Origin of the sequence: Corynebacterium haematomassiliense, assembly GCF_013978595.1 — a bacterium.
In the GTDB taxonomy this organism is placed as follows: domain Bacteria; phylum Actinomycetota; class Actinomycetes; order Mycobacteriales; family Mycobacteriaceae; genus Corynebacterium; species Corynebacterium lehmanniae.
In genome coordinates, this window is sequence record NZ_JACDTZ010000002.1 from 361,697 (window position 1) to 383,471 (window position 21,775).

The following is a 21,775-nucleotide window of genomic DNA, read 5'->3' on the forward strand; positions in this document are numbered from 1 at the left end:
GCATGACTTCCACCAGACCCTCTCCCGTGCCCCCGGCCGCACTCGAGCCGAAGGCCTACCTCGTGCCACGCACACGACCGGACACGCGGCGCGAATGGCCGGTTGAGCTGCCCCAGCAAGGCCTGTCCAAGGTCACCGGTGAGCCGGGTTCCGGGGTGTCGAGCTTCCTGCTGGACACCGCCGCGGCCGCGATGCGCAGGCACGCGGGCAGCGAGGCGGAACACGGTCCGGGCGGGGTACTGGTGCTTACCGATTCGAAGGAGACCGGCGCGAGGCTGCGCGCGGAGCTGGCGGACACGCTGGCCGCTTCCGGGTTTGTCTCCGACGAGCCGGTGGTGCGCTCCGTGCACTCGCTCGCGTTCGCGCTGGTGCGACAGCAGATGGGCGAGGAGCTGCGGTTGATCTCCGGCGCGGAGCAGGACGCGGTGATCCGCCAGCTGCTGCAGGGCCACGCCGAAGACGGCGGCGGCACCTGGCCCGCGGAGCTGCGCCCGGCGCTTCCCATGGTCGGTTTTGCGCGGCAGTTGAGGGACTTTCTGCTGCGCGCCATTGAGCGCGGCCTGGGCCCGGAGGACCTGGTGGAGCTGGGCCAGCGCCACGGCATTGGCATCTGGTCCGCCTCGGGCGACTTCTTGCGGGAGTACCAGCAGGTGATGGCGCTGTCCGGCGCGCACCGCCTCTCGGCGTCGGAGCTGATTGCGGCCGCCTTGGAGGTGGAGCTGCCGCGCACGTGGCACACCGTGATTGTGGACGACGCGCAGCACCTGGCGCCGGCATCCGCGGCGCTGGTGCAACGGCTGCTGGAGCAGGCGGACCTCGGCGTCGTCGGCGGGGATCTGGAGCAGTCCGTGTTCCACTTCCGCGGCGCCTCCCCGGCGTTTTTCAAGGACCTCGGCGGATTGGAGCACGAGGTGATCGACCTCGGCGCCACCCGCAGGACGCCTGTGCGGTCCGCCGCGATCGCAGATTCCAGCGCGGCCGAGCTGTCGCTCGTGGCGGACACGCTTCGCCGCGCCCACCTGGAGGCGGGCGTGGCCTACCGCGACATGGCGGTGGTGGTGCGCTCCACGCCGCTGCTTGAGCCGATGCGGCGCGCGCTGCTGCGCGCCGGGGTGCCGGTTTCGCTCAACCCCACCGACCTGGTGCTGGGGGAGCAGCGCATTGTGTCGGCCCTGCTGCTCGGAGTGCGCGCGCTGTACGAGGAACTTTCGGCCACCGAGTGGCGCGACCTGCTGCTCAGCCCGGTCGGCGGCGCAGACCCGGTGACGCTGCGCAGGCTGTTGCGCGGCCTGCGCCGCTGGTCGCCGGAGACCCGCGCGGAGGAAAGCCTGCGCGAGCTTTTGGCCACCCCGACCGCGCTCCCGGACTTCGGCACCGTGCTCACGGACCGCGAGCTGGACATCCTGCACCGAGTGCGCGACGTGCTCGACGCCGGGCGCAGCGCGCTTGCAGGCGGCGGCACGGTGGAGGAAGTGCTGTGGGCGCTCTGGCACGCCACGGGGCTGTCCAACCGGCTGCTGGCGTCCGCGCTGCGCGGCGGCGCCACCGGCTCGCAGGCGGACCGGGACCTCGACGCCGTGATGGCGCTGTTTGACGCCGCGGGCGACCACACGGAGCGCAGGCCCAGCGCGGGCATCGAATCCTTCGTCGCGTCCATCACCGAGCAGGAGCTGCCCACCGGCGTGCGCGACCGCCGCAACGCCACCCCGGACGCCGCAGCACTGCTCACCGCCCACGGAGCGGTTGGCCGCGAGTTCCGCCGCGTGGTCGTGGCGGGCGTGCAGGAGCTGACGTGGCCGAGCCTGGGGGAGACCGGGTCGCTGTTCCGCCAGGAAGACCTGGTGGACCTCATCGACAAGGACGTGGACCCCGGTGTGCCCGTCTCCCACATCAACGAACGGCTGGTGGAGGAGCGCCGCCTGTTCACGGTGGCGACCAGCCGCGCCACGGAGCAGCTGTTGGTCACCGCCGTAGAAAGCGACGACGGCGAGGAAGTGGAGCAGCGCTCGCGTTTCGTGGAGGAGTTCTGCCGCGACTTCAAGGTGCAGCCGCGCGAGGTGCGCATCGCGGGCACGTCTGTGGATGCCGCCCGGATCGTCGGCCAGAGTGCGGGCGCTGCCGCTGGGGCCGAGGACGGAAGCACAGTGGTGCGCGTGCTCGCGCACGACGACCTGATCGCCGAGTTCCGCCGTGTGCTGACAGACCCTGCATCCACAGAGGCGCAGCGCAGCCAGGCGTCGCGCCAACTCGCGCGCTTGGCGGCCGCCGGCGTGCTGGGCGCGGATCCGGAGCAGTGGTGGACGACCACGGAGCCGTCCACAAGCGCGCCGCTCGACGTCTCGCCGGCGCTTTCGCCGTCGCGGGTGGAGAAGCTGCTCGCATGCCCCATGCAGGCGGTGCTGGAGCGGATGTCCGGCCTGGATGAATCGCTAGACATGATCTACGGCGCCATGGCGCACGCCTACTTCGAAGCGCTGGGCAACGGCATGGATGCCACCGAGGCGCTGGATGCGACCGTGGCGGCGCGCCGGGCCGCGGATAACGCCCCGGAATGGAAGGTCGAGCGCGACATCGCGGACTTTCGGGCCATGCTCGAGCGCGCCCACGGCTGGCTTGAGGCCAGCCGTGGGGCGTTTGAGCAGGTCGCCGTGGAGGCGGATGTGAACGTCCAGGTCAGCGACAACGTGCGCATCCGCGGCAGGCTGGACCGCCTCGAGCGCGACAGCAGCGGCGCGGTGCACATCGTGGACCTGAAGACGGGCGCCTACCCGCCGACCGTGGACGCCACCGCGGACAACCCCCAGCTGGCCACCTACCAGCTGGCGCTGGCGCACGGCGAGTTCGACGGTGACAAGGTGGTCACCGCTCGCGACGGCGCAGACGCGCTTTCGGTGGGCGGGGCGGTGCTGGTGTTCCCGAACGCCGACAAGACCAAACTGAGCACCCGCGAACAGGCGGCGAAAACCAGCGAAGAGCTCGCCGCGCTCGCCGTCGCGCTCGACGGGCTGACCGAGGAAACCGCAGGACCGACGTTGCTCGCCGTGGTCGGCCCGCAGTGCGACCGCTGCGCTGTGCGAGCGCTGTGCCCGATCCAGCCGGAAGGAGCGACGATCCACCATGTCTAACCCCACCCCGATGTCTCCCGTGCTGCTGTCGCGCTACCTGGGGCAGCAATACCCGCCGACAGACCAGCAAGCCGCCGTGATCGGCGCGGAGCCCGGCCCGCTGCTGGTGGTTGCCGGCGCAGGTGCGGGCAAAACCGAAACCATGGCCGCGCGCGTGGTGGGGCTGGTGGCCAACGGCTACGCCCGGCCGGATGAGGTTTTGGGTCTGACGTTTACCCGCAAGGCCGCTCAGGAGATGGGCAAGCGCATCCGGGACCGGCTGGGCTCGCTCGCGGCCAACACCGACCTGGTGCGCCGCCTCGACCCGTCCGGCGAGCTGGCGAAAAACCTGGAGGTGATCGCGCCTTCGGTGTCCACCTACGACTCTTACGCCGGCGAGCTGATCCGAGAGTACGGCCTTTTGGTGCCGGTGGAGCCGGACGCCCGGCTGATCACGGATGCGGAGCTGCACGCCATTGCCACCGACGTGGTGGTCAACTACTCCGGTGGGCTGATCACGGAGTTGGGCTCCAACCCGTCGCTGTCCACCGTGGTGGAGGACCTGCTGGCGCTGACCACGGCGATGGGCAACGAGCTGGCCTCGCCCGAGTGGGTGCGCGAGCACGCGCACGACTTCCTCGCAGAAACCGAGTCGTACCCCATGGCTCCGCGCGCCCGCGTGGAGTTCACCAAGGTGCTCACGAAATGGCGTTCCAAGCAGGAACTGCGCGTGAACATGCTGCCGCTGGTGGAGGAGCTGGCGGCGGAGCTGCGCCGCCGCGGCGTGGTCACGTTCAACGAGCAGATGTCCGTGGCGGCGAAGTTGGCGCGCGACCACAAGACAGTGGGGGAGTCGCAGCGTTCCCGCTACCGCGTGGTCATGCTGGACGAGTACCAGGACACCTCGCACGCGCAGCGCGTGCTGTTGCGCAGCCTGTTCGGTGAGGGCGCGGACCCGTCGCTGACAGTGACCGCAGTGGGCGATCCGATGCAGGCGATCTACGGCTGGCGCGGCGCGACCGCCGCCAACCTGGCCGCGTTCGTGGAGGATTTCCCGTCGCCGGCTGGCGCGGCGCCGAAGAAGCAACTGACCACCTCCTGGCGTAACCCGCCCGAGGTGTTGGACCTGGCCAACGGCGTTTCCGACGCGGTGCTGGGCACCGCCGAGGACAGGGCGGTGGCCGCGTTGCAGGCGCGGCCGGCCGCGGATGCGGGTGATGTGACCCTGGGGTTCTTTTCGGACCAGGACGCGGAAATCGCCTACGTGGCAGACGCGCTCGCACAGGAATACCGGGCGGCGGCGCAGGAAGGACGCGCGCTTTCCGCGGCCGCGCTGGTGCGCAAGAACCGCCACTCGCCAGTGCTCGCGGCGGCGCTGGAGGAGCGTGGGGTGCCCTACGAAATCGTGGGACTTGCAGGGCTTCTCGACGTCCCGGAGGTCGCCGACACCGTCGCCATCGCCACGATGCTGGTGCGCCCAGACGACACCGCCGCCGCGCGGCGCGTCCTTGGCGGCCCCGCCGTGGGCCTGGGCCTGGCGGACCTGCAGGCGCTGGCGTCGCGCGCGAACAACCTGCACGGCTCGGGCGTTGACACCCAGCCTCAGACCGCCCCGGCGGACTCGGCGGAACACCTGCACGCCCAGTTGGAGGAGCTCGTGGCCCGCGCCGCAGAGATCTCCGCCAGCTCCGACAAGCCCGAAGGGCTCACGGACGCCCTGGCGGACCTGGGCGAGCCGGAGCGCTACAGCGAGGAAGGCCTTGCGCGCATGCGGGACACCGCGGCGAAGCTGCGCTGGCTGCGTACCCACAGCCTGGGCAAGCGGCTAAGCGACCTGTTCGCCGACATCATCCACGTCTTCGGCATCCGCACCGAAGTGCTCGCCCGCGGCTCCGCCACGGGTGCGGTGCACCTGGACCGCCTGCTTGAGGAGGTTGCCGCGTACCCGGGCGCGAGCCTGGACGGGCTGCTGCACTTCTTCGAGCTCGCCCGCAGCTTCGAGGACGGCTTGGCCCCGGGATCGGTGGCGGTGAAGGAGGACCGGGTGCAGATCCTCACCGCGCACAAGGCCAAGGGCCTGGAGTGGGACACCGTGGCGGTGCTGCACGCGGACGCGGCGACGTACAAATCCAAGACGGAAACCTTCCTCACCTTCCCGCGCTTCCTGCCGCCGGAAACGTTCGGCGACCCGGATGTCTACCCGGTCTTCGCGGACGTGGAGAACCGCTCGGACTTTGAGAAGGCCGGCAAAGCCTGGCTCAAAGAGGTCGCCGGGGATCTGGCCGAGGAAGCCGCCCGGTTGTTCTATGTGGCGGTGACCCGCTCCGGGAAGAAACTCATTGTCACCGGCTCGCGCCGCCGCGAAGGTGTGGCACGCGAGGCAGAGCCCTACGAGCACTTTGCCGCCATGCGCGAACGCGTGCCGGAGGAGTGCGTGGTGGTCTGGGACGAAGGCACCGCGCCCGAGGAAGACACGGAAGAGGCCACGCAGGAGGCGGCAGCGCCGGAGTCCGGCCGCTGGCCCCACTACGCGCCCACGCCGCGCGACATCGCGGCCGCCGAAGCGGTCCGTACCGCCATGGATACGCTGCCGGACTACGCCGAAGGCGAACTGTTCTCGCTCTGGGAGCGCGACGCCACAGCCTTGATTGAGGAGCACGGCGCCGCCCAGGCCGCGGACGTGCCGGTGGTCATGCCGGGCGAGCTCACCGCCTCCGACGTGGTGGCGCTGAAGGCAGACCCGGAGCAGTTCGCCCGCCGCGCCCGCCGCCCCGTGCCGTTCAAGCCGAACACCTACGCCAAGCGCGGCACCGCGTTCCACGAGTGGCTGGAGCAGTTCTACGGAGCGCGCCCACTGTTGACAGAAGACGAGCTGCCGGGCAACGACGAGGCAGAAGTGGACCGCGCCGTCCTGGAGCGGCTGAAGCGCAACTTTGAGGCCAGCGAGTGGGCCGGGCGCACGCCCGAGTACGTCGAGCACCCCTTCGAGCTGGCACTGGGCGATTCTGTCGTGCGCGGGCGCATGGACGCCGTGTTCGCCGACGATGACGGTTGGGTCGTGGTGGACTGGAAGACTGGCGAAAAGCCAGGCCGCGACGCGATGGAATCGGCCCAGCTGCAGCTTTCGGTCTACCGCGAGGCGTGGCGCCGGATCGCACGTGACGGCAAGCCGGTGCGGGCGGTATTTTTCTACGTGCGCACGGGCGAGACGTTCGCGCCGCGCGCCTTGCCGGATCTTGACCAGCTCGAGACAATGCTCGGAGGCGCGGGCACCGGCACGCCCGGCGAAGACATTGCACTAGAAAGCGAGGAGCGGCAGGGATGAAGCTTCGGAGCCTGTTGTCGCTGCGCGCAGACGCGACCAACCTCACCGAGATCCCGGTGCACAGCTTGCTGGACGTTGTGAACATCCCCACGGCGGCGCGCGCCACCCCGTGGTCGCTGATCGCGCGCCGCTTCTTCTACGCGTTGCTGCTCATCGTCGCCGTCGCGTTCGTGGCGTACTTGGACAGGGACGGCTACTCCGAACCTTTGACGTTCATCGACGCGCTGTATTACTCCGCGGTGACGCTGTCCACCACGGGCTACGGCGACATCACGCCGGTGACGCAGTCCGCCCGCCTGATTAACATTTTTCTGATCACCCCGGCCCGCGTGGCCTTCCTGATGCTCCTGGTCGGCACCACCTTGTCGGTGCTCACGGAGGATTCCCGCAAGACACTCCAGATCCAACAGTGGAGGAATAGCGTGCGTAACCACACTATTGTCATCGGCTACGGCACCAAGGGCCGTTCCGCAATCGACGCCCTGATCGCCGGCGGCGCGTCGCCGTCCTCGATCGTGGTCATCGACCCGGACCCGGCCGCACTCACCGTCGCCGAGAAGCGCGGGCTGATCACCGTCCACGGCAACGGCACCAAGTCGGACGTGCTGCGCGTGGCCGCCATCAGCCGCGCGCGGTCTGTGATCGTGGCGCCGTCGTCGGACGACACCGCCGTGCTGATCACTCTGTCGGTGCGCGAGATGGCGCCGAGCGCGATGATCGTGGCCAGCGTGCGCGAAGGCGAGAACCAGCACTTGCTCATGCAGTCCGGTGCGGACTCGGTGATCGTCTCCTCCGAAACCGCGGGCCGCCTGCTCGGCATCGCCACCGTGACCCCGCCGGTGGTGGAGATGATGGAAGACCTGCTCAGCCCGGACGAGGGCTTCGCGGTTGCGGAGCGCCCGATCGCTGACGACGAGGTCGGCGCGAACCCCCGCCACCTCGCCGACATCGTGCTGGGCGTGGTGCGCTCCGGCGAGCTCTACCGCATCGATTCCCCCGAGGCGGAGACGGTGGAGCCGGGCGATCGCCTGCTGTACGTGCGCATGAACGGCGCGATCACCAACCGGGATTAACCGGATGCTGTTGCTCATCGATGCTGCCGGGCGCTTCCCACTCGGTACCGACGGGGAGCCAAAGCTTTTCGACGCACCTCCGGCCGCCACCGAAATCACCTCCCGCGTGCACGTGACCCGCGAGGTCACCGCGGCGCGGGTGCACGGCGTTGACGCGGCAGACCTCGCCGGGCCAGGCGGGGCTACCGGGGACGCGCGCACTCACGCCTGCCACCCGCTGGCGGCACGTGCGGTCGGTTTAGTCAACGCCCGCGAGCGCACCCGTTTCGACCCGGCGGACGGTTCCGAGGTGCGCTGGGGCGACGGCGGCATCGTCGCCCGCGGCGCCACCGGCCGGCCAATCTTCCCGCGGCTGGACCCGTGCGTGATCGGCCTGGTGGAGGACCCGAAAGGCGAGCGGATCCTGCTGGTGGAAAACGCCCGCCGCCCCGGCTACCTCACCCTGGTGGCAGGCTACGTGGATGTCGGCGAGACCCTCGAAGCCGCGTTCGCCCGCGAGGTGTGGGAGGAAACCGGTCGGCGCGTAACCGGCGTGCGCTACCTGCGCTCCCAGCCGTGGCCACTCTCGGGCGCGCTCATGCTCGGCATGGCGGCGCGCACGGCGGACGTCAATGCGCAAGCGCCCACCGACGGCGAGCTGACACGCACCGTGTGGGCCAGCCGCGACGAACTGGACTCTCTCACGCTCGCGGTGGAGGGCACCATCGCCCGCGCGCTCATCGACGACTGGGCGGCCACACGGCCGACACGGCCGACACCGCAGACACCCAACCCGGAAGGAGCACACCCATGGCGATAGACCTCAGCGTGCTGGATGAGGACCAGCGTGTGGCGGCGGAAGCGCCGCGCGGGCCGGTGTGCATCCTCGCCGGCGCGGGCACGGGTAAAACCCGCACGATCACCTACCGCATCGCCAACCTGATCGACCGCGGCCAGGTCGCCCCGAACCGTGTGCTGGCGGTGACGTTTACCAAGCGCGCCGCCGGCGAGATGCGCGACCGCTTGACCGCGATGGGCATCGGCGGGGTGCAGGCGCGCACGTTCCACTCCGCGGCGATGCGCCAGCTGCAGTACTTCTGGCCCCAGATCGCAGGCGATCTGCCGTGGCGGGTGCTGGACAACAAGTTCCCCATCGTCGCGCGCGCCACCCGCGCCGCAGGCCTGGACACGGGCAAGGAAATGGTGCGCGACTTGCTCAGTGAGATCGAGTGGGCGAAGTCATCGGTCATCGGCCCGGAGGACTACGTGCAGCGCATCGCCGACTCCCCGCGCACCCCTCCGGCGGACGCGCAGAAGGTCGCGCAGGTCTACCGCTTCTACGAGGAGGCGAAGACCAGCCCGGAGGGCATGCTGATCGATTACGACGACCTGCTCATCCACGTCGCCGGGGCCCTGGAGAACGCGCCGGCGGTGGCGGAGGAGTTCCGCGCGCAGTACCAGTCGTTCGTTGTGGACGAGTACCAGGACGTCACCCCCTTGCAACAGCGCGTGCTGGAGGCCTGGCTGGGTACCCGCGACGACCTGACGGTGGTCGGCGACGCCAACCAGACCATTTACTCGTTTACCGGCGCGACCCCGGATTACCTGTTGAACTTTTCGCGCACGTACGAGCACGCGACCGTGGTGAAGCTGCAGCGTGACTACCGCTCGACGGTGGAGATCACGGACCTGGCCAACACCGTCATCGGCAAGGCCAGCGGCCGCATCGCCGGCACCCGTCTGGAGCTGCAGGGCATGCGCGGGCACGGTCCAGAACCGCAGTTCAACGGCTATGACGACGAGCCCGCGGAGGCCCGCGCGGTGGCGCAGAAGGTGCGCAAGCTGCTCAACGACGGCGTCCCTGCCCGCGAAATCGCCATCTTGTACCGCATCAACGCCCAGTCCGCCGCGTTTGAAGCCGCGCTGGCGGACGAGGGGATTGTCTACCAGGTCCGCGGCGGCGAGGGGTTTTTCCAGCGCGCGGAGATCCGCGAGGCGTTCGCGCAGCTGTTGCGCGCCTCCAAGCGCACGGACCTGCCGGACGATCCGGTGCGCATCGCGCGTGCCGCGCTCGCCCCGCTGGGGCTGACGCCGGAGGAACCGGAGGGCGCGAAGGCGCGCGAGCGCTGGCAGTCCCTGAGCGCGCTGGTGGATCTGATCGAGGAGATCGTGCGCACCCGCGAGGCATCCACCATGGCGGAGGTGCTGGGCTCGCTGCGCCGCCGCGCGGAGGCGAAGCAGCCCCCGGCGGTGGACGGGGTGACGCTGGCCAGCCTGCACGCCGCGAAGGGCCTGGAGTGGGACGCGGTGTTCTTGGTCGGCCTGGTGGAAAAGACGCTGCCGATCTCGCACGCGCTGAAAGCCGGCGACGAGCAGATCGAGGAGGAGCGCCGCCTGTTCTATGTCGGTGTCACGCGTGCGCGCGAGCACCTGCACATGTCGTGGTCGCTGGCGCGCCAGGAGGGCGGGCACAAAAGCCGCACCCGCTCGCGCTTCTTGGACGGGCTGGTGCCGGAGCTGGAGGTGGAAAAATCTCCGCAGCGGCTCAAGCGCGCGAAGCGCTGCCGGGTGTGCGGCAACCAGCTAGGCACGCCCGCGGAGAAATCCCTGGGTCGCCACGAGGAATGCGAGCCGAACTTCGACGAGGCCGTCTACGCCGCGCTGAAGCGCTGGCGCCTGGACGTCTCACGCGCCGCGGGCCAGCCAGCGTTCGTGGTGTTCACGGACGCGACACTGATGTCGATCGCGGAGGCCATGCCTGCAGACGAGCGCGAGCTGCTCGGTGTCTCCGGCGTGGGCCCGGTGAAGGTGGACAACTACGGCGCGGGCGTGCTCGAGGTGCTGGGGCAGTTCCGCTAAAAGCCCCCTAGAAGCACCCTAAAAACACATGGCGCAGTCCGGGTGCGGCGGCAGCGTCGCCGTGGACACCGGGTTCGGTGCGAACGGGTCCACCACGGTGAGCAGCCCGGCGTTCGGCTTCGGCGCCGAGACCCCGGGCGGGTCCGGCACGCCCGCCAAGCGCCGCAGCAACACCGCGGCAAACGCGGCGCCGGCCGCGGCTGCGATGGGCTCGCCCTGCACGCTCAGCGGCGCGCGCTGCTCCACCACGGGCCAGTTGGGGTCCCGGTCCAGAAGGTAGAGGCGCACGCACAACGGGCATGGGCCAGGCCGCGCGCACACCGGGCCCACCACCACGCGCGCGTCCACCTGTGTCACCGGTAGCACCGCGCCCTGTCGCTGTCGGGTCAGTGCGGCGAGCTCGCCGAGTAGGGCAGTGGTGTTCACCGCCGCCACCGGCACCCACGTGTCGCCGCGCAGGAGGAACTTCGACAGCGCCTCGTTGCGCGCTTGCGTGCGCACATCTAATCCGCACTCGCGCAGCCTGGCGGTCACCGCCGTGGCCAATCTGCCGTGGCCGACCAGCAGCACCTCGGGTTTTATAGCCGGCACGAGCACCCGGTAGCTGACCAGGTCGTCCACCAAGCTGCGCGCGGCCTCGGCGCCGATGAGTTCGGCGAGCTGTTCGACCACCCAGCCCAGCCGACGCGGCCGCATGAGCACACCCAACAGCGCGGCGACGTCCTTGGCGTGCTCGGTGGTCACCAACCCTGTGCGCGTGGCGTCGGTGCCGAATTGCATGACGTTGTCTGCGCGCAGAAACGGGTGCGCGCCCTGGGCGAGTTTCACCCGTGAGTTGTTGTTGATCATCCCTGCATCCACCCCCGATGCGGGATCCTACAATGCATTGCCATGGCTGGCAGGCAAACGCAGAACAATTCGACGCCGTACCGCGTGATCCGCTCGGCGCGCAGGACGCGCTCGGTGCAGGCGCGGCTGGTCGGCGGGGTGGCGGAAATCCGCATCCCCGCGCACTTCACCGACGCGCAGGAGCGCGAGGCGGTCACCGAGATGCTGGCCAAGCTCGACCGCAAGACAAAGGCGCGCCCGCTTGACGACGATTCCCTGCGCACGCGCGCCGATTCCCTCAACGCAAACGTCCTGGACGGCCAAGCACGCATCGGCTCGATTCGGTGGGTGTCCAACCAGCGCTCGCGGTGGGGCTCGTGCACGGTTGCCACCGGCGATATCCGCATCAGCGACCGGTTAAAGCAGGTGCCGGACTACGTACTGAACGCGGTGATCGTGCACGAGCTGACGCACACGTTCATCCCCAACCACAGCGCCGAGTTCTACCAGTGGGCGGACAAGGTGCCGTACGCGGAGCGCGCCCGCGGCTACCTGGAGGCCTACCAGCGCTTCGGAAGCTCAGAGGCCTAGAGCTCGGTGCCGTCCTCGCGGCCGTCGTCCTTGCCGTCGCCGTCTTCCCGCTTGAGCTCCGGGTTGTCGCGCAGCTCCTGCTCGAGCTTGGCAAATTCGTCGTCGAAGTCGGTGTCGGGCTGATCGTCGAGAAGCGTGTCAATGAACGCCGCAGGGTTGTCCAGGTGCTCCGCGGACGGCATGAAGTCCGGGTGGTTCCACACCTGGTCGCGGCGCTCGGTGCCCACGGCGGTGTCGATGCGGCGCCACAGCTCGGCGGCGTCGCGGGTGCGCGGGGCGCCCAGCTCGATGCCGACGATGTTGGCGAAGGCCTGCTCGGCGGAGCCGCCGGTGGCGCGGCGGCGCGCCCACGCCTCGGCCAGCTGCGGGGTGGACGGGATACGGTCGCCGAGTGCCTCGGCCACCACCACGTCGACCCAGCCTTCCACCAGGGCGATCAGCGTCTCCAGGCGGGAGGTGGCGCCGGCGTTGCGGGTGCCCACGCGCGGGGAGAGGTCCTCGCCCTGCAGGTTCTGCAGCGCCTCCTGGATCTGCTGCGGGTCGCCGCCCTCCAGGTTCAAGTTGCGGGCGACTTCCTCGATGTGGGAGGTGTCAATCTCAAGACCTGCGGCGTACTCCTCAACAGAGGAGACGATGCGCTCCACCAGCCACGGCACGTGGCGGAACAGGCGCTGGCGGGAGGCCTCGCGGGCGGCGATGTAAACCATCACTTCCTGCCCGGCCAGGTCCAGGCCCTTGGAAATCTCGGTGATGTTTTTCGGCAGCACCGCGGCGGTGCCGGCGGGGGCCACCGGCAGGCCGAAGTCGGTGCCGGTCAGCGCCTGCTGCGCCAGATCGCCCAGCGCGTGGCCGAGCTTCATGCCGAACTGCATGGCGTTCATCTGGTTCATCATGCCGGCCATCGGGCCCATCATCTCGCGGGCCTGCTCTGGCATGGAGTCCAGCTGGGCGCGGTTCATGTGCTCCGCAACCGGGTTGACCAGCCGCTTCCACATCGGCATGGTCTGGTTCAGCCACTGCTCGGCATTCCAGGCTTCAGCCTTGGCGCCGCTGGCGGGCAGGTCCGTGGCCTCGTCCAGCCACAGCTCCACTAAGCGCAGGGATTCCTCCGCGGCGCGGGTGTCCGCGTCGGAGACCGGGTTGGCGCCGGCGACGCGCTGGCGAGCCATGCGCGCGGCCAGCTCGAAGTTCACCGCGTCGCCCGCGCCCTGGGCGTTCATGGACGAGCCCATGCCGGAGAGCATCTGGCCCAGCTGGTTAAACACGTCGCCTAAGCCGCCCCCGCCGGGCTGGCCCCCGCCGAAGCCGAATGCGGCAAACGGGTTGTTCGCGTCGCCGCGGCCGTTTCCGTCGCCGCCCCGATTGTTGCCGTCGTTTTCGCCGTCATCGTTCGAGTCGTTAGGAAAGGAAAAGCCGAATCCGTTAGTCATGCCAGCCAGAATACAGTCAGCCCGCGAGTGCATGGGTTCGCTGAGAGCCAGCAACGGTCCAGCACCAGTACTTCACGCCTCCTGCGCTAGAATCTGCGCCCATGTCCAAAGCACGTGAAGCACGGAACCGGCGGTGGTCGACCCTGGTCTGGGGGTCCATCCCCGTCGTGCTGCTGGCAGGTGCACTGACCGCGGACCACATCCCGGGCACCGACATCCGCCTGACCGTGCCGTACGCGGCGGAAGGGCCGGGGCCGACCTTTGACACGCTCGGCGAGGTCGGCGGCGAGCCCGTCGTTGACATCGAGGGCGCGGAGACGCTGGACACCGGCGGCAAGCTGAACATGACCACCGTGTCCGTGCGCACAAACATGACGCTCGGCCAGGCCCTGGGACGCTGGATCGCCACCGACGACACGATCGTGCCGGTGGAGCAGATCATGCCGCCGGACTTGGACGAGGACCAGGTGCGCGAGGTCAACCAGCAGGCGTTTGTCGCCTCCGAAGCATCTGCGACGGTGGCGGCCATGCACTACCTGCACCGTCCCACCACGGTGGTGGTGCACGACGTGATGGAAGACAGTGCCTCCGAGGGGTTCCTGCAGCCGCAGGACCAGATCACCGCTGTCGCCGGCGAGAAGGTGGAAACACCGCAGGAGGTCCAGGACGCAGTGCGCGCGAAGACACCCGGCGAGACGATCGAGATCACCGTCGAGCGCGACGGCAACGAGCACACCGAGTCGGTGGAGCTGGGGGAGAACCCGCACGAGAAGGGCCAGCCCATGCTGGGCATACTCATGACTTCCGAACCGGCCGGCGGCATCACCGTGAACTACAACCTCAACGACATTGGCGGGCCGAGCGCCGGCATGATGTTCTCGCTGGCCGTCATCGACAAGCTCACCCCGGGCGCGCTCAACGGCGGCAAGTTCGTCGCGGGCACCGGCACGATCAACGAGGACGGCCAGGTCGGCCCCATCGGCGGCATCACCCACAAGATCCGCGCCGCCGAAGACGACGGCGCCGAGCTCTTCCTAGCGCCCGCCGGCAACTGCGACGCCGTCAAACGCGTGGAAACGGAGCACATGACGGTGGCGAAGGTGGACACCCTCGCCGACGCCGTCACAGCGATGGAGGATTTCGCCGCGGGCCGCGACGTGCCCGCCTGCGACTAGCTACTGCTTGGCCAGCCCCAGGTCGTAGATGCGCTGGCGCGGATCATCCTGGTCGGTGGAGATCAGCTGCTGCATCACCTGACCGGCCTCGTTGTCCACCACGGTGATGATCGCGGAGGTGCCGAGCGTGGACCAGCCCACCACGCGGTCGCCGTTGTCCTCCACCACGCGCGAGGAGCGCAGCTCCGTCAGAAGCTGCGTTGTCGAGGCGGCCTTGGAGTCGGAGTCGAAGAACTGGAACTGGCCGATGCCCTCGCCGGAGCAGTCGAAGGAGCCGCTCAAACCGCCCGCGGCGCAGTCGTCGAACTGGTCGAAGAATTCTTCAGGGGCCAAGGTGGCGAAGCGCTCGCGCACTTCCGCCAGCGCGTCAGTCTCATGCTTCTTGCTTGTCGACGTCGCATCCGCCGTGCCCGCAGCAGTCTTCTTCGACGGCGATTTCGTGGACGTGCCAGAGGTAGCCGACGTGGAAGCGGTCTCGCTTCGCGTCGACGTCGCCGTCGTTGATTCAGTCTCGGTGCCCGCGTCTGTCTCGGCGCTGGTTTCGGTGCCGTTCTGCTCCGGCTCGCTCGGCGGTGTTTCCGTGGAGGTGATCTCCGGCGCGCGGGTATCGGGATCGTCGGAGTCGGAATCGTTGGAGCACGCCGCAAGCGTCAGCGCTGCGGCCGTCGCGGCGGCGATGAGGGAGACGGAACGGAAAGTAGACACAACCGACATCCTAAACCAGCTCGTCCGGGTCCTGCTCAAGGCCGTAGCGCAGCGCCGCCACAACGCCCGGGGCCACGCCGGGGCCGCCGCGCAGCTCGATGTCGTCCTGGGCGAACGCGCCGCGCTCCTCAAGCTCCTGATCGGTCAGGCGCAGCTGCAACAGCGTCTGCTCGATGTCTTCTTCGCGCAGCACGCCGGAGAACAGGCGCGCCGGGCGCGGCTCGGCGTCCTCGCCGGCGGAGGCGTCCTTGAACACGATCTCCTGCGCCAGGATCACGCCTTCGACCTCGCGCGGCCAGGCGATGCGGGAGACGTACTCGCCCAGTTCCTCGGAGCCGGGCAGGATGTGCTCTGGGAGGTCCTGGACCACCAGTGTTAACGGGGAAGAGTCGTCCAGGTTGCCCAGCTCGTCGACAAGCAATTGCGTCGGCACCAGGCCGAACAAGGTTGGGGGAGCGTCCCACCCCTCCGCGTGGACGAACTCGACGGCCTCCATCATGGCCTTATTTAATGCTTGCTGTTCGCGCACGGGAACCCTCCGGGCAAGTTTGACGTTGGATTATTTAAGCTTGAAGCTTAACTGCGTTGCACACACTAATTCCTAAGGAGCAGGCTTGGCTACCCGCCTCAATCGGCCACAACCACGCGCCAAGAAACCGAATACGGGGTTGATGACCACCATCGGTGTCTTGGCCATCATTCTTTTCCTCTTGCCTATGGCAGTCGGGCTGTACACCGACTTCCTGTGGTTCGGGGAGGTGGACTTTAGAGGCGTGTTCAACCGCGTGATCCTGGTCCGCGTGGTGCTGTTTGTCATCTTCGCCCTGATCGGCGGTGCGATCACCTGGATCGCCGCGCGCCTGGCGTGGCGCGGCAGGCCCCAGGAGCAGGCCGCGCCGTTCGACCAGGCCGCCCAGTACCGCCAGCAGGTGCAGCGGGCCGTTCGCGGCATGCTGGTGTGGGGGCCGGTTGTCGTCGCCATCCTGTCCGGCCTGGCTGGCCAGCGCATGTGGCGCGTGTTCATGCTCTGGTTCAACGGCGGCGAGTTCGGCTCCACCGACGCGCAGTTTGGCAAGGACTTGGGCTTCTACGCGTTTACGCTGCCCGGCATCTCCGCGGTGGTGGACACGCTTTCCATGCTGCTGCTGGTGGCGTTTTTGGTCGCCGCGGTGGGCCACTACCTGCTGGGCGGCATCCGCATCGGCAACAAGGTCTCCGGCATCTCCGGCTTTATTAGCAAGGACGCGCGCATCCAGCTCGCCGTCACCGCTGGCCTGTGGATGCTGCTGAAGGCCGTGAGCTACTGGCTGGAGCGCTACTACCTGCTCTACGGCGAAAACGACATCTTCACCGGTGCCTCCTACACCACCGTCAACGCGATGCTGCCGGCGAAGATCATCCTCACCGTCATCGCCGTGCTGGTCGCGGCGGCGTTCTTCGCCTCCATTGTCTACCGCGACTTCCGCGTGCCGGTGCTGGCCACTGTGCTGATGCTGTTGTCCTCTTTGGTGGTGGGCAACGTGTGGCCGGCGCTGATGGAGCAGTTCTCCGTCAAGCCGAACCGCCAGGCCAAGGAGTACGAGTACATCGGCCGCAACATCGAGGCCACCCGCGAGGCGTACGGGCTTACCGACGACAACGTGACCTACCTGGAGGACTGGGGCGCAGGCAACACCTCCAACTCGGACGTCGCCTCCGACGCGGCCACGATTTCCAACCTGCGACTTCTGGACCCAGAGATCATCTCCCCGACGTTCACCCAGAACCAGCAGCTGCGTAACTTCTACGGATTCCCGGACCAGCTGGCCATGGACCGCTACGACGTGGACGGCGAGCTGCGCGACTACGTGGTCGCCGCCCGCGAGATGGACCCGAACTCGCTGAGTGAGAACCAGCGCGACTGGATTAACCGCCACACCGTGTACACCCACGGCAACGGCTTCATCGCAGCCCAGGCCAACACCGTGGACGAGGCGGCGCAGGACGCCGGCTCCACCCGCGGCGGCCTGCCCATCTTCACGGTGTCCGACCTGCAGTCCAACGCCGCAGCCAAGGCCTCCGAGGACGCAGAAGAGCTGGGCATCAAGGTCGACGAGCCGCGCATCTACTACGGCCCGGTGATCGCCTCCGCCAAGGACGGCCTGGACTACGCCATTGTGGGCGAGACCGGCCAGGGCCCGGTGGAGTACGACACGGACAACTCCACCTACCCCTACGACGGCAAGGGCGGCGTGGACATCGGCAACATGTTCAACCGCCTCGCCTACACGGTGAAGTACCAGGAGCTGAACTTCCTGCTGTCCGACCGCGTCGGCGGCGACTCCAAGGTGCTCTACGACCGCGACCCGCGCACCCGCGTGGAGAAGGTCGCCCCGTGGCTGACCACGGACTCGAAGACCTACCCGGCTGTGGTGGACGGCCGCGTGAAGTGGATCGTGGACGGCTACACCACGCTGTCGCAGATGCCGTACTCCACGCGCACCTCCCTGCAGGACACCACCCAGGACGCGCTGAACCCGGACGGCACCACCCAGCGCCTGATCACCGACAACGTCGGCTACATCCGCAACTCCGTCAAGGCCACCGTGGACGCCTACGACGGCTCCGTGGAGCTGTACGCCTTCGACGAATCCGACCCGGTGCTCAAGGCATGGCAGGGCGTGTTCCCGGACACGGTGCGCCCGGCGTCCGACATCTCGGATTCCCTGCGCGAGCACCTGCGCTACCCGGAGGACCTGTTCAAGGTCCAGCGTGACCTGTTGGCGCGTTACCACGTGGATGATCCGGGCGTGTTCTTCAACAACGACGCCTTCTGGTCCGTGCCGAACGACCCGACCGCACCGGAGGGCCGCGGCCAGCTGAACCAGCCGCCGTACTACGTGGTGGCGGCCGACCCGGAGACCGACAAGGCCTCCTTCCAGCTGATCACCCCGTTCCGCGGCCTGAACCGCGAGTTCCTCTCCGCGCACATGGCGGTGGCCTCGGACCCGGAGAACTACGGCCAGATCACGGTACGCGTGCTGCCGACGAACAAGCAGACCCAGGGCCCGAAGCAGGCGCAGGACGCCCTGATGTCCTCCGACCAGGTGGCGCGCGACCGCACCCTGTGGGAGGGCACCAACGACCTGAAGAACGGCAACCTGCTGACCCTGCCGGTTGGCGGCGGCGAGATCCTCTACATCGAGCCGATCTACTCGCAGCGCAAGGATCAGGCATCCGCCTTCCCGAAGCTTTTGCGCGTGCTGGTGTTCTACCGCGGCCAGGTGGGCTACGCGCCGACGATCTCCCAGGCGCTTGACCAGGTTGGCATCCACTCTGACGCCGCCCAGGACATCGACGTTGTGGACGAGAACGCCGGCGGCGACGCCAAGCCGGAAGGTGAGAACCAGGAGGCGAAGCCGGAAGGCGAGGCCAAGCCGGAGGGCAGCCAGGACGCTCCGCAGGTGAACAAGGACGAGGCGATGAACAACATCAACGACGCCCTGCGCAACCTCGAGAGCGCACGCGACGGCTCCTTCGAGGAGTACGGCCGCGCCCTGGACCAGCTGGACCGTGCCGTGGCCGAGTACCAGCGGGCCCAGTAAGCACGATCCGCGCCAGCGCGCCACTCGAGCATAAAAACGAAAGCGCCAAACCTCCTTTGAGCAGGAGGTTTGGTGCTATTAGTTGGTGTATGTATAGTAACTCCACGTTGCCGGTTAAGGCGACAGGCGATAATCACATAAACGCCCGACGCGGGGTGGAGCAGCTCGGTAGCTCGCTGGGCTCATAACCCAGAGGTCGTTGGTTCGAATCCAGCCCCCGCTACTAAGATAAGGCCCCTACCAGTGGAAACGCTGGTAGGGGCCTTCTTCATTTTGTGATCGGATCGCCATTTGGTGCACTAGCTGGTGCACTAGGGTCAAAATCCTGCACCAAACGGAACTGCGACGCTCCAACGACGCGGCGCAGGTTTTCGGTGCATTGCTTAGTGATTGCTAGGACGGCAGCAACGAAGGAACGCCACGGGAGTCGGCAGTTCGAGGAAAGCAACTGCGAACTGCTGTGCAAGTCTCACAACCGCGCCAAAGGTAACGCTTAACCAGCGGCGACGCGGGGATCTAACAATGCTGCGTCGCTAGCGCTCGCACCCAGCGAGCGAGCATTAGGCTGCGCTAGCGACGCCGAGCGCACAAAGGCACTGCACTGCGGGGATACGCCTGCGACCGGCAGAGCCGGACTGAATACGGGATTGACCACGTTCACCCCGTATTCGTGCAAAGGAGCACTGCCATGTCCACTCATTCCCACACGCTTGCATCTCACGGCGAGATCCTCGCGAACCTCCCCGGCATCCTCGGCTTCTACCCGAACAACTCGCTGATCCTCGCGTTCTTCGTCGACGACGAGGGCGTCGACACCGTCCGCCTCGGCCCGGTCGCGCGGTTCGATCTGGACGAGGCCGTGGAGAAGCTCACCGAGAGTCGCGAGCGGTTCGCAGCGTGGGTCCACCACCTCGAACTCGACGCTGTTATCGCGTACATGATCAGCGATGACATTGCGCAGCCGGTCTTTGACGAGACGGCCACGTATCTCACTAGTGGGGCAGTGCACCTACCGCCGCTGCTCGGGGTGGTGCAAGTGCCCGAGATCGTCACCGGGGCTGCGTGGTGGTCTGTGTACCAGCATCCGCTCATCGACGAGCCGCGCCACGGCGTTGTCGGCGAGGTCGCCGCATCGGCGGCGCTGCGGCAGATGCTAGAGCACACCGGCGAGCTGCCGGAGCCGAGCAAAGACGACATCGAGGCACGCCTGAACAGCACCGATCACGGCATCGACGCTGCCGAGCACGCCGACATCATCGAAGACGCGCTGGCGTATATCCCGCCCATGTTCTCCGACGTGCTGCAGCGTGAATACGAGCAGGCGGCGGCAGGAATAACCCAGCCGAGCACGCGCGCTGTTCGATCGGCGCTGAAATGCTTCACCACGCCGCGCTTGCGAGACGCGCTGCTCGCGGCGCTGCTCGATGACCCGCAGGCGGGCCTACGGTTCGCGGAGCAGGTTATGCGTGCTGTCCCGACCAGCTGGCCAGGGATGCGCGCGCAGCTCACCACCACGGTTGCCGTGCTTGCGCACGCCACAGGCCAGCCGGGACTAGCTGGCGTGGCCGCGCACCGAGCCACCGAGATCGGGCCAGACGAGAACTTCCCGTCGTTGGTGGCGAAGCTGACCGACATCGGCCAAGGCGAGCGGATGGTCGAACTCGTCCGCGAGGGCGCCGAGAAGACCCGCACGATCTTGTTCACCGAGTAGCACCACACACCCCGTTGCAGCGATGCAACGGGGTTTCTTTTTTTCTCGTCGGCCGTGGCTTGCGACAGCAGACACTTCAACGAGGCAGGGGAGCGACCCCTAGACAGCAGAGCTGTCTCCAACAGACGGATTGACCACCAATCCGAACAAGGAGGCACGTGATGCGCGACATCACCCACACCGACCTGGAACTGCTCTACCAGCTCGCCGACGGCATCGACGGCGAGGACGCCGATCCGGGTGCAGCACAAGAACTGCGCGACCTAGAGGCGGCAGGCACGCCGCTGCCCTGGGCAGTGCTGTAACGACAGCGCAACCCCCCGCAGCAGCAAAGCAGCTGCTTCAACACCCACATTGCACGGCAATTCACACCCACCCACATAAGGAGAACCATCATGTCCAACCCCTTCAACAACGGCACCATCGTCGGCAACGCAGCTCGCGCACCGAAGCTGTTCGAGCACGCAAACGGCGGTGCGACGGTGAAGCTCAGCGTCTATGCGCGCAACACCTTCAAGAACAAGGCCACCGGCAAGGTGGAAAGCGAGATCGTGGAGCTGACCGGCTACGTCCAGGACGCGAAGAACCCCGGCGTGTTCGGCTGCATCGGGTCCGGCGACCGTGTCGCAGTGAGCTACTCGCTGAAGACCGACGTCTACACCGACAAGGACGGTGTGAAGCACTACCCGCTGGTCGCCCGTATCGACACCGTGCAGCTGATCGACTCCAAGAAAGAGTCCGCTGCGCGCGCAGCCCGTCGCGGAGGCGAGGCGGCGAACGCCGCCCTGGCTGGCGCTGACGCCGACAACGACGAAGCACCGTTCTAACAACGACACCCCGCAGGGAAACCTGCGGGGTTATTTTTTTCAACTATTTCACGGTGTTGATCCAGCTCTTTCACGGCCTTACCCAACTGAACAAAACCCAACAGCCCTAGCATCAGCTTGGCGATCGGGGTGGAGTCTTTTGAGTAGGTCTGTCCCTCCTTGAGGAACTTCACCGACACTCCTTTGCTGACTAGCTCGTCAACAATGGCGTACAGATCCGTCAGTGAACGCGCGCACCGATCCATCGACGTGACGACAAGCTGATCTCCTGCACGGACATATCGCATTGCTTCATCAAGTCCAGGGCGCTCACGCGATCCACCACTGGCCTTATCCGTGTAATAGGTGAAGACCTTCTCTGCCTTGAGTTGTTCAATCTGACGATCAAGGTTCTGATCTTTCGAACTCACCCGGGCATAGCCCACCTTTTGTCCTGAGATCGCCCCCAACTGTTCAGTGATCTCCAGAGGCAGTGACGGTTCTGTTCCGTTAGTCTTGGAACTAACCCTAGCGAACAGGAAGTTTTTTCATTCACAAATTGTTCGCTTGGGGTGTACCCCAGGTGCCCCTACCAGCGCCCGCAG

At 67.6% G+C, this 21,775-nt stretch carries 16 protein-coding genes and 1 tRNA gene; 12 read left to right on the top strand and 5 right to left on the bottom strand.

Annotated features, from left to right (window positions below; genetic code table 11):
- Positions 1–2 precede the first annotated feature (2 nt).
- From H0193_RS11110 to H0193_RS11130, 5 genes are read left to right on the top strand one after another with little or no spacing between them, the layout of a single operon-like run.
- On the top strand, positions 3–3,125 hold the full coding sequence (locus H0193_RS11110) for an ATP-dependent DNA helicase (protein WP_181889967.1): 3,123 nt from the start codon (positions 3–5) through the stop codon (positions 3,123–3,125).
- Positions 3,118–6,429, top strand: a complete 3,312-nt coding sequence (locus H0193_RS11115; RefSeq protein ID WP_236883596.1) for an ATP-dependent helicase — start codon at positions 3,118–3,120, stop codon at positions 6,427–6,429. Before H0193_RS11110 ends, H0193_RS11115 begins: the two co-directional genes overlap by 8 nt.
- Positions 6,426–7,502: a potassium channel family protein gene (locus H0193_RS11120; protein ID WP_181889968.1), complete on the top strand. Its 1,077-nt coding sequence runs from the start codon at positions 6,426–6,428 to the stop codon at positions 7,500–7,502. Before H0193_RS11115 ends, H0193_RS11120 begins: the two co-directional genes overlap by 4 nt.
- Before the next feature lie 4 nt (positions 7,503–7,506).
- The gene (locus H0193_RS11125; RefSeq protein WP_181889969.1) at positions 7,507–8,301 is read left to right on the top strand and encodes an NAD(+) diphosphatase; all 795 of its coding nucleotides are present in this window, start codon (positions 7,507–7,509) and stop codon (positions 8,299–8,301) included.
- Entirely contained in the window at positions 8,292–10,340 is a 2,049-nt protein-coding gene (locus tag H0193_RS11130) for an ATP-dependent DNA helicase UvrD2 (RefSeq protein WP_181889970.1), read from the top strand. The genes H0193_RS11125 and H0193_RS11130 overlap by 10 nt, the downstream gene beginning before the upstream one ends.
- 18 nt (positions 10,341–10,358) lie before the next feature.
- Here H0193_RS11130 and H0193_RS11135 read toward each other — a convergent pair whose 3' ends face one another.
- On the bottom strand, positions 10,359–11,189 hold the full coding sequence (locus H0193_RS11135; RefSeq protein WP_181889971.1) for a hypothetical protein: 831 nt from the start codon (positions 11,187–11,189) through the stop codon (positions 10,359–10,361).
- 42 nt (positions 11,190–11,231) lie between these two features.
- Between H0193_RS11135 and H0193_RS11140 the strand changes: the two genes are divergently transcribed.
- Positions 11,232–11,759 carry a M48 family metallopeptidase gene (locus tag H0193_RS11140; RefSeq protein WP_181889972.1) on the top strand — a complete coding sequence of 176 codons (528 nt, stop codon included), beginning with the start codon at positions 11,232–11,234 and terminating at the stop codon, positions 11,757–11,759.
- Here H0193_RS11140 and H0193_RS11145 read toward each other — a convergent pair.
- Complete coding sequence (locus H0193_RS11145; protein WP_181889973.1) at positions 11,756–13,189, bottom strand: zinc-dependent metalloprotease; 1,434 nt, start codon at positions 13,187–13,189, stop codon at positions 11,756–11,758. The two genes, H0193_RS11140 and H0193_RS11145, sit on opposite strands and share 4 nt — an antisense overlap.
- A gap of 101 nt (positions 13,190–13,290) precedes the next feature.
- On the opposite strand from H0193_RS11145, the gene H0193_RS11150 reads away from it, so the two are divergent.
- Positions 13,291–14,364: a YlbL family protein gene (locus H0193_RS11150; RefSeq protein ID WP_181889974.1), complete on the top strand. Its 1,074-nt coding sequence runs from the start codon at positions 13,291–13,293 to the stop codon at positions 14,362–14,364.
- On the opposite strand, the gene H0193_RS11155 is transcribed toward H0193_RS11150, so the two are convergent.
- Together H0193_RS11155 and H0193_RS11160 are read right to left on the bottom strand one after the other, a co-directional pair.
- Complete coding sequence (locus H0193_RS11155) at positions 14,365–15,078, bottom strand: hypothetical protein (RefSeq protein ID WP_181889975.1); 714 nt, start codon at positions 15,076–15,078, stop codon at positions 14,365–14,367. It lies immediately after the preceding gene.
- 1 nt (position 15,079) lies between these two features.
- Positions 15,080–15,568, bottom strand: coding sequence for a PPA1309 family protein (locus H0193_RS11160; RefSeq protein WP_181890064.1), 489 nt, complete (start codon positions 15,566–15,568; stop codon positions 15,080–15,082).
- Between the two features lie 115 nt (positions 15,569–15,683).
- On the opposite strand from H0193_RS11160, the gene H0193_RS11165 reads away from it, so the two are divergent.
- From H0193_RS11165 to H0193_RS11185, 5 genes are all read left to right on the top strand, one after another.
- On the top strand, positions 15,684–18,653 hold the full coding sequence (locus H0193_RS11165) for a UPF0182 family protein (protein ID WP_181889976.1): 2,970 nt from the start codon (positions 15,684–15,686) through the stop codon (positions 18,651–18,653).
- Between the two features lie 149 nt (positions 18,654–18,802).
- Positions 18,803–18,876: transfer RNA gene (locus tag H0193_RS11170), tRNA-Met, on the top strand.
- Between the two features lie 465 nt (positions 18,877–19,341).
- Entirely contained in the window at positions 19,342–20,364 is a 1,023-nt protein-coding gene (locus H0193_RS11175; RefSeq protein WP_034997552.1) for a DUF4192 domain-containing protein, read from the top strand.
- 161 nt (positions 20,365–20,525) lie between these two features.
- Complete coding sequence (locus H0193_RS11180; protein WP_016456431.1) at positions 20,526–20,669, top strand: hypothetical protein; 144 nt, start codon at positions 20,526–20,528, stop codon at positions 20,667–20,669.
- A gap of 90 nt (positions 20,670–20,759) precedes the next feature.
- Positions 20,760–21,191, top strand: coding sequence for a single-stranded DNA-binding protein (locus H0193_RS11185; RefSeq protein WP_034997554.1), 432 nt, complete (start codon positions 20,760–20,762; stop codon positions 21,189–21,191).
- On the opposite strand, the gene H0193_RS11190 is transcribed toward H0193_RS11185, so the two are convergent.
- Positions 21,188–21,616, bottom strand: a complete 429-nt coding sequence (locus H0193_RS11190; protein WP_256008564.1) for a recombinase family protein — start codon at positions 21,614–21,616, stop codon at positions 21,188–21,190. The genes H0193_RS11185 and H0193_RS11190 overlap by 4 nt on opposite strands.
- Positions 21,617–21,775 lie beyond the last annotated feature (159 nt).

What these genes read in the sequence shown, in the direction of transcription:
- H0193_RS11110 (WP_181889967.1), top strand. Translation starts at nt 3, where the DNA reads ATGACTTCCACCAGACCCTCTCCCGTGCCCCCGGCCGCACTCGAGCCG.
- H0193_RS11115 (WP_236883596.1), top strand. Translation starts at nt 3,118, where the DNA reads ATGTCTAACCCCACCCCGATGTCTCCCGTGCTGCTGTCGCGCTACCTG.
- H0193_RS11120 (WP_181889968.1), top strand. Translation starts at nt 6,426, where the DNA reads ATGAAGCTTCGGAGCCTGTTGTCGCTGCGCGCAGACGCGACCAACCTC.
- H0193_RS11125 (WP_181889969.1), top strand. Translation starts at nt 7,507, where the DNA reads ATGCTGTTGCTCATCGATGCTGCCGGGCGCTTCCCACTCGGTACCGAC.
- H0193_RS11130 (WP_181889970.1), top strand. Translation starts at nt 8,292, where the DNA reads ATGGCGATAGACCTCAGCGTGCTGGATGAGGACCAGCGTGTGGCGGCG.
- H0193_RS11135 (WP_181889971.1), bottom strand. Translation starts at nt 11,189, where the DNA reads ATGATCAACAACAACTCACGGGTGAAACTCGCCCAGGGCGCGCACCCG.
- H0193_RS11140 (WP_181889972.1), top strand. Translation starts at nt 11,232, where the DNA reads ATGGCTGGCAGGCAAACGCAGAACAATTCGACGCCGTACCGCGTGATC.
- H0193_RS11145 (WP_181889973.1), bottom strand. Translation starts at nt 13,189, where the DNA reads ATGACTAACGGATTCGGCTTTTCCTTTCCTAACGACTCGAACGATGAC.
- H0193_RS11150 (WP_181889974.1), top strand. Translation starts at nt 13,291, where the DNA reads ATGTCCAAAGCACGTGAAGCACGGAACCGGCGGTGGTCGACCCTGGTC.
- H0193_RS11155 (WP_181889975.1), bottom strand. Translation starts at nt 15,078, where the DNA reads ATGTCGGTTGTGTCTACTTTCCGTTCCGTCTCCCTCATCGCCGCCGCG.
- H0193_RS11160 (WP_181890064.1), bottom strand. Translation starts at nt 15,568, where the DNA reads ATGATGGAGGCCGTCGAGTTCGTCCACGCGGAGGGGTGGGACGCTCCC.
- H0193_RS11175 (WP_034997552.1), top strand. Translation starts at nt 19,342, where the DNA reads ATGTCCACTCATTCCCACACGCTTGCATCTCACGGCGAGATCCTCGCG.
- H0193_RS11180 (WP_016456431.1), top strand. Translation starts at nt 20,526, where the DNA reads ATGCGCGACATCACCCACACCGACCTGGAACTGCTCTACCAGCTCGCC.
- H0193_RS11185 (WP_034997554.1), top strand. Translation starts at nt 20,760, where the DNA reads ATGTCCAACCCCTTCAACAACGGCACCATCGTCGGCAACGCAGCTCGC.